Here is a 13152-nt window from a genome sequence, read left to right on the forward strand (position 1 = left end):
GAAAAGTATTTAAAAACCGATATCGTAATAGTATCGGTTTTTTTGTAAGAACCCTATATGAAAGCACTATCCGAGCAAGAGCTGCATAACCTGGCGATGAATATCGTAGGCCGACAATTGGAAGAAGATGGGTACGAATTTATGGGTGTAAACAGTACCCTAAAGAAAAACCCACAGTTTGTTTGTCTTAAGGAAAAGATACTTCATTTTATTGTTGTTCGGAATGTTACCTATCCTGCGGATCCCAAGGATTACGATATAAAATTGATGGAAAAGGTAAAAGAACATGCTATTAAATTTGAAGCCAAAACCTATTACGCGGGCGTTGGTTTGGCCAATGCTGCCAATCACGAATTACCCGTTTATCTTAACGAGGACTATATTTTGGATTATGATGGACTTATTGAAATCTAAGGAATGAGAACGCTTGGCATAATAACGGTTCTTCTGTTCCTTGTTTCGTGCAGGGACGAAGCTCCACAATTTGTAAATAATAACGTTAGAGGCGGGGCACTGGGCACCTCATACAGTATAACATACTTATCCCCGGAAAGCCGAAGTTTTGAACATGAAATAGATTCTGTGTTCAATGTAATCAACCAATCATTATCCACGTATATCCCTAATTCCGACATCAGTAAAATAAATACAGGAGATTCTACCGTGGTTATTGACCATATGTTTAGAGAGGTTTTTCTACTTTCCAAACAGGTCTATGAAAGCACCGACGGCTATTTTGACCCCACCGTGGGTACTTTGGTAAATGCATGGGGGTTTGGCCCGGGAAAACAGATAAGGTTAGACAGTACCAAGGTAGATAGCCTTTTAAAGTATGTGGGATTTAACAAAGTAGCCATCACCGAAGAAGGTACTATCAAAAAATTAGACCCAAATATTTATTTTGATTTCAATGCCATAGCCAAAGGTTATGCCATTGATCGTTTGGCTGCTATGCTAAGTGCCAAAGGTATAGATAACTATTTGGTGGAAGTGGGTGGCGAAATAGTGGCAAAGGGAGAAAACCGTATTAAAGGAAAAAAATGGGTCGTTGGGGTAGATGATCCGCAGGCCACAGAAGACAGGAAGTTAAAGGTTCTTCTAAATCTAAAGGATAGGGCACTGGCATCTTCGGGTAACTATCGCAAGTTTAGGATAGATAGTTTAACCGGAAAAAAATACGTGCATACCATAGACCCAAAAACGGGGTACACAAAAAACTCCAAGGTTCTTGCGGCTACCGTAATTTCAAAGACATGTGCCACCTCAGACGCCTATGCTACGGCCTTTATGGCGATGAATCTTAGTACTTCCAAGAAACTTTTAGAAAAAAATAAAGAACTGGAAGCCTACATCATCTATCTGGATGGGAACGATAATACCCATGAGTTTATGACCAACGGATTCCGCGACCTCCTTGTTAATTAAACTTGTTTAATGTTTTCTTTTACCAATGTAATCCATATCATCATAATATTCCAAGGAGTATTGCTGACATTATACATCCTAATTGCCAATAAGAAAAAACTTAAGAGCGATTTTTTGTTGGCAACAATTATTGGTACGCTTTCTTTACAAATTCTTGGGTTTTTTTTGATGAATAGAGGTATTGGAAGTGCTTTTTTTCTAAGCTTCAATTGTGCGTATGGTTTTCTCTATGGGCCGTTGCTTTTTTTTTATAACAGATCCATCACCCGAAAACATTTTGGATTTAAGTTAATGCATCTTACACATTTTATCCCCTTTGCATTAGTTTGCCTTATAGTCTTTACAATAAACAAAGGTATTTGCAACCCCGAAACCACAATTGGCTATACTGTACATATCCTTACATATATTCTCCTCTGTTTTTTAGAGGTAAGAAGATATAAAAAGGTAGTAAAGGATAATTATTCAAGATTGGAATGGCTAAACGTTGGATGGCTGCAGGGTGTCTTTGTTGTGTTCTCTTTGATTTTTTTGGTGGACATTCTCCAGGCTATGGCATTTTTCCTGAATTTTGGTACCGCTCATCTCGAAAATATTGTTTATCTATTGATATTGGCAGCCATTAACCTATTGTATTTTAACGGGTTCACCATATCTGGAGAATCCCGAGGCTTTAGCCAAGAAGATTTGGCCTTAACTGCCTCATTGGTATCTCGAAAGCGATTTGATACTTCCTTAAAAGAAAATCAGCTGCTAATTGAAAGCTTAGAGAAACATCTTTCTACTTCAGAGTCCTTTAAAAATTTAAACTTAACAATAGCAGTACTTGCCAGAGAACTTAATGTTCCTAAAAGAACACTTTCCGAATTGATAAATGATCATTATGATCAGAATTTTGTGGATTTCATCAATACCTATAGAATAAATGCCGCAAAAGAAAGATTGATGAATCCTACGGATCCCAACGAGACCATATTGGAGGTGCTATATGAAGTTGGGTTTAATTCAAAATCTTCCTTCAATACAACTTTCAAGAAAAAAACCGGAATTACCCCGTCCGAATTCAAATCCAGAAATAAATAGGGTAAGAATTTATCAAAGGATAAAATCATTGTTTTTTAAAATTGGGTTCGGATTCGCGTTTTCGGACGACCGGTATTCACCGTCAAGCTACTTTTGACAGGAAATATAAAAAAATTCCAATTTATGAAAACAATTAAAATTTTAATAGGTCTGTGTCTGTTTATATATGGATGCAATCCATCGAAAACTTCTGAAACTGTTTTTAAAATAGAGGTCGGTTCCGAAAATATTAAAGAAGTAGTACTTTCCAAGTACAATTTTGAGTCCGAAAAGATGATTGAATTTAAATCTCTTTCAAATCTTTCCCAAAACAAGATTTATAGCATAGTGGATTCATTTACAGAGCCTGTAATCTATTCGTTGAAATTGAATACTGGTAAGGAAATGAGAATTGCTGTAGAGCGAAGTGGGCAGATTAACTTGATATTGGATGAAGAAATGGCAATAGTATCGGAGGTAGCTGCGAAATCGAATTTTAAACTTCAAATAGAAAAGCTCAACGAACGGTTCTTTGCGGGCATGATGGGCGAATATGATAAGGCCTTGAAAGAAAATGACATGGAAACCATTGCAAAACTAGAAAAGAAAAAGGATGAGGTTTTGGCAGAATTTATAACCGCTATGGAAAATGCTGTAAGAGAGATGGGGCCTTCCGCACTAGCATATGATGCATTGCCCTATTTTGACCTGGCCAAAAACCATATTTTTTTAAAGGAAATGTCAGAGGAGTTGGAAAAAGCGTACCCTAACAGTGGAATGAGTAAATCCTTGCGTATAAGAATTGACAAGGCAGCTTTGGTCGCCATAGGGCAAAAAGCCCCATATTTTAAGGCAACGAACTTAGAAGGTTCTAGTGTTGATCTGGCAAATTTTCAGGGTTCTTATATATTGATTGATTTTTGGGCATCATGGTGCAGACCTTGCAGGGTTGAAAATCCTAAATTGGCGCTCTTACATGAAACCTATAAAGACATGGAGTTTGATATTATTGGAGTTAGCATTGACAGCGATATAGATCACTTACAGGAAGCCATTAAAAAAGATGGACTACCTTGGAACCAAATCCATGACGTAGATTATGCTATCTATAACCTTTACTTGTTATCTTCCCTTCCTTCCAATTTTCTCTTAAACAGGACCGGAGAGATAATAGCAAAAAATGTCAATGCGGATGAACTTAGGGTCCAATTGGAAATGTTGCGCTAAACTATGGGTAATTGGAATATAATATACAAAGATCACTTTTCCACCAAAGGAATAATTTCGCCCGTGGCCAAACGGTATTTTTCAATATCGCTTTCCGAAAGATTTGCCGTATAATCTATTTCCTTTACTGTAAAACCCACCGACCTCAATTTGTTAAAGTAATCCTTGCCGTATATGCGCACATGATCGTACTGTCCAAAAATCTTGGCACGTTCTTTTTTATCCGTAATCGTATTGTCCTCAAAAGTGGTATCCCTACTAAGGTCTTGAGGAATTTGGAAAATTCCCCAACCTCCCGGTTTTAGCACACGATACAGTTCTTGCATGGCTTTTGTATCATCTGGGATGTGCTCTAATACATGGTTGCATAAGATTACGTCGAAGGAATTGTCATCGAAGGGAAGATCACAAATATCGGCCTTAATATCTGCCAAAGGTGAATTAAGATCTGTGGTAACATATTTATCTAGGTGCGATAATGCCCTGAAACGTTTGTAAAAAGCCTGTTCGGGCGCAAAATGCAGCACGGCATGGTAGGCGTTGAAAAAATCGGTCTCATTTTTCAAATACAACCAAAGCAATCTATGTCTTTCCAAGGATAGGGTAGAAGGCGACAACACATTTTCTCGAGGTGCTTCATAACCATACGGAAGGAACATCCTAAACTTTTTTCCGTCTATAGGGTCTTCATATGTTTTTCCCCTTAACGAAAGCGCCAGCAATGGTCTTGCAAGGTAACTTAGCTTTATAAGCACTGGTCTGGGAATTGCATTGAGCAAATATTTGAACAATTTTTTCATGCAATGCCAAGGCTATAAAATGAGCTTCTTCTGTCTAAACTCTTCCTCTTCGTTGGTAACGATTCCGAGCGCGTCGTAGATATACTGAAATGTGGATAGGAGTTCGGGTTTACCATCTATCAAAGCCACATCGTGTTCAAAATGGGCGCTGGGCTTGTTGTCAGCTGTTAAGATGGTCCATCCATCCTTCAGCTGTTTAATGCGTTTAGTACCCATATTTATCATAGGTTCAATGGCCACCACCATACCGTTAACAAAACGTTTTCCCCTTCCTCGTTTTCCATAATTGGGCATTTCTGGACTTTCGTGCAGTTTTTTGCCAAGTCCGTGGCCAACGAGTTCCCTAACCACGCCGTATCCATGATCCTCACAATATTTTTGGATAGCGTACCCTACATCACCTACCCGGTTACCTAATTTAAACTCGCGTATCCCTATGTACAGGGATTCTTTGGTAACGCTTAATAGCTTTTTGGTCTCTTCGGCCACTTCTCCAACTTCAAAGGTATAGGCATGATCTCCATAAAATCCGTTTTTTAATGCACCACAATCCACAGAGATAATGTCTCCGTCTTGGAGCGGTTCACTGTTAGGAATACCATGAACAACCTGTGCGTTAGGACTCATGTTAAGGGTATTTGGAAAATCGTACATCCCAAGGAAACCTGGCTCGGCCCCATGATCCCTAATAAAAGTCTCGGCCAATTTATCCAAGTAAAGGGCGTTTACACCAGGCTTTATCTCTGATGCCAACATGCCTAAAGTCTTAGAAACAATCAGTGCACTTTCGCGCATTAACGCTATTTCTTCAGCTGTTTTAATAACTATCATAGGGTGCAAAGATAAGGCAATACCTTAAATATGGTAAACAAGTTGTAAAAGGCATGTTTGAAAGGAAAAAAAGTATTAAATCGGCTTATTGTGCGTAGGCATTTAAATAGGGTTTACCTGTGAGTATTTTGGTCATATCCGCCTCCAAATTTTCAATTGGAAATTCCACAATACGGTTAATTTCTTCCCCCTTTTTAAAGAAAATAACTGTTGGAATCCTAATAATATTATGACCATCTTCAAGGTTTTGTGGCGTGGTTTTTTTTCTAGACATGGCAACGAGGTCAACAACTTCCTTGTTATAATCCAAATTTGAAAGTATTTTGTAAAAGCGGGGAACTTGTTTTTTGCTATCACTGCACCACGTACCCATAAATATTTTTATGGTCACATCTTTCAGTAATGGTTTCAAGGTTTCTAGGTACTCTTCGTTAAGGGTATAACTGTCGTAATTAGGTTGATACCAAGCGGAAAACGGCTCTGCCTTCAAATCACTTTCTGTAGCGTTCCCCAGCAAAATGTCTTTTTTATTCTGACAGATACCGTTAGTGCCCGCTATAAGGAGCGCTAATAAAATTAACTTTTTCATAAATGGTTTTAAATCAGGGAATTTTGGGTCATGGCATCTGGTTTGGCAATTCCCATAAGCGCAAGTATAGTAGGGGCAATGTCTCCGAGTACACCGTCTTTAATTTGTTTTACATCCGTGTCTACCAGAATTAAGGGTACAGGGTTGGTGGTATGGGCCGTATTGGGCGTACCGTCTGGGTTTATCATAGTATCGCAATTGCCATGGTCTGCGATTACTATGGTAGAATAACCACTTTCCAACGCGGCCGATATTACCGTATTGGCACAAGTATCAACGGTTTCACAGGCCTTTATGGCCGCTGCCATATTTCCTGTGTGCCCTACCATATCAGGATTTGCGAAGTTAAGACATACAAAATCCACATCGCCTTTTTGTAGTTCGGGAACAATGGCATTGGTAATGTCGTAAGCGCTCATTTCTGGTTGTAGATCGTAGGTAGCAACTTTTGGGGACGGACATAATATGCGCTGTTCTCCATCAAATGGTATTTCCCTCCCTCCATTAAAGAAAAAGGTAACGTGGGGATACTTTTCCGTTTCGGCTATACGGATTTGTTTTTTATTTGATTTTGCCAGCACTTCGCCCAAGGTCTCGGAAATATTATCTTTGTTGTATACCACATGAACTCCTTCAAAGGATTCGTCGTAATTGGTAAGGGTTACGTAGTATAAATTGAGTTTATGCATGTTTTGTTCATGAAAATCCTCCTGGCTAAGAGCCTGTGTTAATTCTCTACCTCTATCTGTTCTAAAATTAAAGAAGATAACCACGTCATCTTCGGTAATTTTGGCTAGGGGAGTGCCCTCCTTATCGGTCATTACAATCGGTTTTATAAATTCGTCCGTAACACCGGCGTTATAACTTTGCTGCATTGTATTGGAAATATTGCCGGAAAGATCGCCAGTATTGTGTACCAACAGGTCATAGGCCAGTTTTACACGTTCCCATCTTTTATCCCTGTCCATGGCATAGTATCTGCCGATTACCGTGGCCAACCTGGCCTTCTTATCCGAACAGAATTCACTGAGGTCTTCTAGAAATACCTTGCCACTTTTGGGATCAACATCCCTTCCGTCGGTAAAGGCATGAATAAAAACCTTATCTAAATTATAAGCCTCACTGGCTTGGATAAGGCCTTTTAAATGGGTGATATGGCTATGAACCCCACCATTACTTACCAAGCCAACAAAGTGCACCGCCTTATCATTGCTTTTGGCGTAATTAAAAGCATCTTTAAGTACCTGTTCATCTTTTAGGGTATTTTCCTTTACGGCTAAGTTTATTTTGGCAAGATCTTGATATACAATTCTACCAGCTCCCAAGTTCATATGCCCAACTTCACTATTGCCCATTTGTCCTTCGGGTAGGCCAACGTTCATACCGTCTGTTAACAGGTTTGCGCTAGGATATTTTTTATATAATGAATCTATAAATGGGGTTTCTGCATTAGCTATAGCAGAGACTTTAGGGTCTGGGGATTTGCCCCAACCATCCAAAATCATAAGGATCACTTTTTTGTTCATTTCATGCTTTTTTTCCGATGATTCAAAAATAGTGCGATTTGCTGCATTATGCTATGATTTGAAACAGCTTTTTGACTTTTTTGAATATTTGGTTCAGGATATCCTTGGGATGTTAATTATTTAACGAAACTTGGGGTAGGGTTGTTAAACTTTAGTTATTTATCTGTTAATGGTGAAACAAAAAGCTATTAAGGTAGTCTATTATTGTATAGTCAAAACCTATTAATTAAAACAATTCATCATGAGAAAAACAATCCTAACAGTTGCCGCGGCTTTTATGCTAGTGGTTACCAGCGTTTCCGCTGAAAACAAAATCGACCTAAATGACAATACTTCGGCTACCATTATGGTCGAAAGTTTTGAAATCAACTCCTTTTGCAAAGCTATTATAAAAGGAGATTTGGAGACAGTACAGAAATTAATATCCTTGGGAGAGGATGTAAACAAAAAATCATTGGGAATGACACCTGCTATGTTTGCAGCACGTTACAACAAAGCCGAAATTTTGGAGCTACTAATAAAAAGTGGTGCTAATCTTAGGACTAAAAGTGACGATGGACATACTGCAAAAAAATATGCAGAACTGTCGAATGCCGTGGATGCCCTAGCAGTTATAGAAGCTGCTACGGAAAGCTAAAAGGGTTTATTCATCATCATTTAAAAAGCCCCCTTGGAATTCCAAGGGGGCTTTATTTTTGAATTAATTCACTTCAAATAGTGTTCAAGTAAAAGAGCAAATTAAGCAATCAGTAAAAATTGAATCCGGTTACGGCTCTGTACATAAATGCATATAATGCCATAAAAAGCAAAGCAAAGCAAAAAACCGAGTAGATTTTTAATAAAACCACTACAAATTCCGGCTTGCAATTTCTAAATGCTTCGGAGTAAAGATTTCTAAAATGTAATAGCGTTCCCATATAGTCTCGTTTAAAAAATTATAAATCAAAGCTACAAGGGTTAAATCTGAGGCAATTGAAAGTTTTGGGAAACTTAATCAAAGATAGTAAAATATGACCATACCGTAGAGAAAATCGTCGAATTAACAGTTATCCCTGTCCACGGTATCTTTCTATGGCCTCTTTTATCTTCTGGATGCGGTTTTCGGGATCTGGATGGGTACTTTGAAATTCTGGTGCTCTATTGGGCCCCGCAGCGGCCTTTAGTATTTCCATTACTTTAATCATTTCCATAGGTTCATAACCCGATTGGATCATGAAGAGCACTCCCAATTCATCACTTTCCAATTCATCGCCCCGTCCATTCTTCAAAAGCGTATTCTGACCTATGCTGCCAACAATGCCCCCTGCATCCGCACCTACCGAAGCCCCCATGGATATGGTTCTCCAAAAATTACTTTCGGCAATACGCTCCGCGGAATGCCTACCAATAACATGGCCAATTTCGTGCCCCAAAACACCAGCCAACTGGGCTTCATTAAGTTGTGAAAATAGGGCGTAGGTTATAAATACCTGACCGCCGGGTAGCGCAAAGGCGTTAATGGTACGATCATCGGCCAGTAAGTGAAAATCATATTTATATGGAGTTTCCCGGGCAATACTATTGTTGATTAGTTTATTACCTACTGCATCCACAAGCGATTGCATACGTTCATCGGGGTAAAGGCCACCGTGCTGTTGTGCTATTTCCGGAGCACTTTGCAGACCAATGGCAATTTCTTCCTCGGAGGTCATGTTTATATTTTGCACCCTTCCGGTATAGGGATTTTCCTCCTTATTGTTACAGCGCTGTACCATAGCGAAACCTACTATGGCCAAACCTATAAATATTCGTATTTTCCAACTACCTCTTCGCATGCGATATACTAATGAATGATGTCATTTCAAGATACGAAAAGCATTATAAAAGTTCTGGATTTATGTCCAAAATGTTATTTACTATATAGGTCTTTACAAATCCTGAGGTAAAATGTTCACTCCCGTAGAACTCTTCTTGCTGTAATAATTGAAGGATGTTCTTTTTTCTGAAGGCCGCTAACATGGGGATAGATAACGGAGCGTAGCTATAGTGCCATGGTTCGTACTTAAAGCCCCTTCTTTTTCTTTCATCGGTGTAGACCAAATAGAAATCGAATTTTTTGGAGTTTTCATCCATCCATTTTTTGAAGTCCGCATAAGGTTGGCCTTCCGCAAATTTTTCCGGAACCAGAACATCGCCATCTACCTTGCGGTACCCATCCACAATATCGATGTCCGTTCCCCAATGGTGACGACTTGTACCCGGTATGGTGGAATATTCTATAATTTTATCAATGGCATCGATAGGGACCATACCATCTTCTTCAGTAAATTTTAGGTATTTTCTTTCCCAAATGGCCTCTTGCCTATAAAAATTTCTATAACTCGATATAATTTTTAAATCGATACCATCGCTGTACGCCGCTTTTTTCATAGCTACAAAAGCATCGTGTGCTTCCTTCCGGAGGTTTATATCTTTTCCATGTAAGGATATCTCTTCTTTTCCCATCAATTCAAGAACAGAGAATTCAGTTTTTTGGGAGAGCAATATGCTAGGAGCTAAGGTTAATGCCAGTCCGGAAATGCTACTTCTTTTTACAAAAGATCTTCGATTCATATGTTTCGTTTATGTTTTGCCAAATGCAAAATGTTTTCTGATGGCAAATCAAATATTTTGCTAAACACAGAAATTAAGAAAATCCCTGCCCTTCAAAGTTAAGAAGTATTTTTTCAAATCCACAAGTTCATGTGGAGATAGTCATAAGGATAGGCCTTTGGTAGCCCAACCGATCTGTGGGAAAGGGAAGCGATAAATTGTAGTTTGAAAAGGGAAAGACCGGTTTTATTCGGAGATATACATATACCCCTGATGTTTAATCTTTAAATCGTTCAGGGTAATGATATAAAAATATATACCCGATGCCAGGGCTTTACCTTTTTTGATAACTCCGTTGCGGTTAGATCTGCCATCAAACTCGTCCGTATAATTTACTTTGGAATAGACCATAATACCATAACGGTCAAAAATCTGCAGATTATTACTGGGTGATTTTTCTATGCCATCGATCACCAAATAGTCATTATTGCCATCACCGTTGGGAGTTAGAAAATAGTTGTCCAGTTCAATTGTATTTAGTGTTTCCAAGACTTCATCGTTTCCGCCTATAGTTAGTATTTCGTAATCGTTCGGCACAAAAAGATCGGAGGTAACGGCACCATTGGTAAGTCCGCCTTCTACGTTAGTACTGCCAAGGTTAACCCACTGATTTGTTGTTTTGCTCCAACCTACCACTTTTAGGTCGCTTATAAGTTCTGCCAAATCGTTTATATTGCTTTGCATATCCCAGGTGAGGGTTACTGTGGATGGCATGTCGCCTTCCAATCTCCAAAATTCCTCCCTACTTACACTTAAGAGTTCAGAATCTTTGGCGTCGGTCGAAAACTGTCCACCGAAATAATCCGTAGTATCCGGATCTTCATCATAGTAGGCACATTTGGCCAAAGCGTTCACCGCAGAAGATTGTATGCTTAAAGGTCTTAGTCTGTCTGTCGTACCTATCGGAAAAGTAAAACTCTCTTTATTGCTTATGCCGGCATATCCATCTACTTTACTTATTTGATTTTCACCTACATAAAAAGATTCATCCAAAAAATTAAGATAAGCATCGGATTGTGTTTTGGAGGTGCCAATATTACCGGATATAAAATTGGTGTTATTGGATATTCCCATGGAGACCTCTAGAAAAAGCCCGTTTTCTACTGCTATTTCGGCGTCAAGAAATACTGGTGAGAAAGCTCCGGAAACGGTTAACGGCGCATCGGCACTATAAAACCCTACCAACCCCAGGTTTTGATCAAAGGTTCCGTCATTGATCAAATCAATATGGAAGCCCACTTGCGTATCGTCATGAAACTGAATGGTGCCATAGTTATGCACGGCATCCTGGGACAACATGCTTGCCGTAAAACTAAGGGCCAATATAAAAATTACGAGCTTCTTCATACTACCTTAGCTTGTTGATCATGAAACTAGATTCATTGGAGCCGCTGAAACGAACCCTGCCACTATTGGCCTCCCTATAGGTTAGAATACTGATAACGTCATTGGCGTTTAACTCTAAAATTTCACTCACATGTACACTGGAATGATCATGGTTACTACCATACCTGATATAACCCGAAGCTCCAATGGCCCCTACGGCCACGCCATTAACGGCTATGCGTGCATTAACGTTGGTACGTTGTTTGGTGTTTCCGCTCTCATTGACGCCTACCAATGAAAGGTTAGCCCTAATGTCGTACCTGCCAGCTTCCCTTATGATTAAGGTATTGCCACTTACTTGGTAAAGGTTATTACCGTCATCTTTATAGTCTTCCGCCCCAAAGATTGGAGCTTGCGTGTTATTTGAGTTTAAATCTGTGGTGGTATTGGTGTTGCTCCAACGACCGCCATAATTTATTTTTGATGTGTGTAAGACACCTGTTGCATCAGCGGTGAGTAGATTATCCGTGTTTGCTGCTGCGTTAAGCGTCCTAATCCGTGCCGTACCATTTACATCCAATCTTTCGGTAGGAGTAGAGGTATTGATACCAACCTGTCCGCCATTTTCCAAAAACAAACGGTAGTCGGCCACATTGGATTCTACAAAATTAAGACCATTGCCCAATAGGTTCCAATGCCACCTAGAGGTGCCGGTATTGTCTTGAAATGCCAGTACATCTATTCCATTGGCCCTAATTACTAAGGGGTGGGAATTAAATACGGTTGCCTGATTTATTAATAGTTGATTCCTATCTTGTACGATTCGCAGTTTCTCCGTGTTATTGGCCCTAAATACCAGATCTTGTGCATCGGTTGTTCCGATAAAATCGGTTGAAGAAGAGGTTCCGGCGTTGCCCGTTGTACCCCAACCACTTGAAGAACCCCCTAATTGCTCCCAAGTGCTACCATTGTATTGATATACGTTTTTTACCGTAGAATTATATAGCAAAGACCCTTCTATTGGACCTGAAACGGTATTCATTTCCGTGGTAGTAGCATTGGTAAGCCCCATAAGCAAACTACCATCTATCTGGGCAGACAAAAGGTTGCACCCGGAAATTAGTACGATTATGATGAGATATTGCTTCATGGTTTTTAAAGGTCTAATATGATGAACATGAATTCTGAGTTGAATCTACTCCTGTTTGTTCCTCCATTATCATTGTCTCCTATGATTACTTCAAAGCTAGAGGAAGTTTGACTGTTGTATGATATACCAGGATCATCATTGCCGGCACCACCGCGTCCTGGCTGTGTAAGTTGAATGATGTAGTTGGCGTCTGATACCAAACCGGCAGGAAGATTGACTCTATAACGTCCGTTTCCAGAAAGTTTTGTTACCGTAATACCCGTGGTTGCCCTGGTTACACTTCCATTAGAAGCTATTTTTCCAAAGGCTTTGATTGGACTTTCATAAAAGGCTCCTCCATTAGCACCTGAGGAAATACTGTTGTTAGCTTCCGCACCTACCACATTTGCTGTTTGTGGAGTGGTTTCCTCGTTGGTATATGTAATTTGTCCGCTTCCGGTATCTTGGGTCAGGTTGGTTGTAATATTGGTAGCAGGATCACCCTGATCACCTTTAACTCCCTGTGGCCCTTCGGGTCCTATTGGCCCCTGCGGTCCCTCTGGTCCTGTTGCGCCCGTTGCTCCCGGGTCACCTTGTGGTCCCTGC

General features: G+C 39.7%; 15 protein-coding genes. 5 read left to right on the forward strand and 10 right to left on the reverse strand.

Annotated features, from left to right (window positions below):
• Positions 1-57: 57 nt before the first annotated feature.
• The 4 genes from ACEQ81_RS08050 (at position 58) to ACEQ81_RS08065 (ending at position 3714) form a co-directional block, all read left to right on the forward strand.
• Positions 58-414, forward strand: coding sequence for a Na(+)-translocating NADH-quinone reductase subunit F (locus ACEQ81_RS08050; protein ID WP_411030336.1), 357 nt, complete (start codon positions 58-60; stop codon positions 412-414).
• 3 nt (positions 415-417) lie between these two features.
• The gene (locus ACEQ81_RS08055) at positions 418-1425 is read left to right on the forward strand and encodes an FAD:protein FMN transferase (protein WP_411030337.1); all 1008 of its coding nucleotides are present in this window, start codon (positions 418-420) and stop codon (positions 1423-1425) included.
• A 9-nt stretch (positions 1426-1434) separates the two neighbouring features.
• Positions 1435-2508: a helix-turn-helix domain-containing protein gene (locus ACEQ81_RS08060; RefSeq protein ID WP_411030338.1), complete on the forward strand. Its 1074-nt coding sequence runs from the start codon at positions 1435-1437 to the stop codon at positions 2506-2508.
• A gap of 123 nt (positions 2509-2631) precedes the next feature.
• Entirely contained in the window at positions 2632-3714 is a 1083-nt protein-coding gene (locus tag ACEQ81_RS08065; protein WP_411030339.1) for a TlpA family protein disulfide reductase, read from the forward strand.
• Between the two features lie 32 nt (positions 3715-3746).
• Here ACEQ81_RS08065 and ACEQ81_RS08070 read toward each other — a convergent pair whose 3' ends face one another.
• The 4 genes from ACEQ81_RS08070 to gpmI all read right to left on the reverse strand — a co-directional run bounded on the left by ACEQ81_RS08070 (position 3747) and on the right by gpmI (position 7460).
• On the reverse strand, positions 3747-4514 hold the full coding sequence (locus ACEQ81_RS08070; protein ID WP_411030340.1) for a class I SAM-dependent methyltransferase: 768 nt from the start codon (positions 4512-4514) through the stop codon (positions 3747-3749).
• Positions 4515-4526: 12 nt separating this feature from the next.
• Positions 4527-5345, reverse strand: a complete 819-nt coding sequence (gene map / locus ACEQ81_RS08075; RefSeq protein ID WP_411030341.1) for a type I methionyl aminopeptidase — start codon at positions 5343-5345, stop codon at positions 4527-4529.
• A gap of 85 nt (positions 5346-5430) precedes the next feature.
• A complete protein-coding gene (locus ACEQ81_RS08080; protein ID WP_411030342.1) occupies positions 5431-5934 on the reverse strand; it encodes a thioredoxin family protein in 504 nt (167 codons plus the stop codon).
• Positions 5935-5942: 8 nt separating this feature from the next.
• A complete protein-coding gene (gene gpmI / locus ACEQ81_RS08085) occupies positions 5943-7460 on the reverse strand; it encodes a 2,3-bisphosphoglycerate-independent phosphoglycerate mutase (protein WP_411030343.1) in 1518 nt (505 codons plus the stop codon).
• A gap of 241 nt (positions 7461-7701) precedes the next feature.
• On the opposite strand from gpmI, the gene ACEQ81_RS08090 reads away from it, so the two are divergent.
• A complete protein-coding gene (locus ACEQ81_RS08090) occupies positions 7702-8097 on the forward strand; it encodes an ankyrin repeat domain-containing protein (RefSeq protein WP_411030344.1) in 396 nt (131 codons plus the stop codon).
• Between the two features lie 109 nt (positions 8098-8206).
• Here the strand turns inward: ACEQ81_RS08090 and ACEQ81_RS08095 are convergent, their stop codons facing one another.
• From ACEQ81_RS08095 to ACEQ81_RS08120, 6 genes are all read right to left on the reverse strand, one after another.
• Positions 8207-8377 carry a DUF6747 family protein gene (locus ACEQ81_RS08095; protein ID WP_411030345.1) on the reverse strand — a complete coding sequence of 57 codons (171 nt, stop codon included), beginning with the start codon at positions 8375-8377 and terminating at the stop codon, positions 8207-8209.
• Between the two features lie 129 nt (positions 8378-8506).
• Positions 8507-9274 carry a M48 family metalloprotease gene (locus ACEQ81_RS08100; protein WP_411030346.1) on the reverse strand — a complete coding sequence of 256 codons (768 nt, stop codon included), beginning with the start codon at positions 9272-9274 and terminating at the stop codon, positions 8507-8509.
• 43 nt (positions 9275-9317) lie between these two features.
• Positions 9318-10052 (reverse strand): M15 family metallopeptidase, encoded by a 735-nt coding sequence (locus tag ACEQ81_RS08105; protein WP_411030347.1) that lies wholly within the window; start codon positions 10050-10052, stop codon positions 9318-9320.
• A 225-nt stretch (positions 10053-10277) separates the two neighbouring features.
• A complete protein-coding gene (locus ACEQ81_RS08110; protein WP_411030348.1) occupies positions 10278-11438 on the reverse strand; it encodes a gliding motility-associated C-terminal domain-containing protein in 1161 nt (386 codons plus the stop codon).
• A 1-nt stretch (position 11439) separates the two neighbouring features.
• A complete protein-coding gene (locus ACEQ81_RS08115; RefSeq protein WP_411030349.1) occupies positions 11440-12567 on the reverse strand; it encodes a hypothetical protein in 1128 nt (375 codons plus the stop codon).
• A gap of 5 nt (positions 12568-12572) precedes the next feature.
• The coding region (locus ACEQ81_RS08120) for a collagen-like protein (RefSeq protein WP_411030350.1) at positions 12573-13152 on the reverse strand (580 nt) is incomplete at its 5' end.

This window comes from Spongiimicrobium sp. 3-5 (assembly GCF_046557915.1).
Classification (GTDB): Bacteria; Bacteroidota; Bacteroidia; order Flavobacteriales; family Flavobacteriaceae; genus JBHEBG01.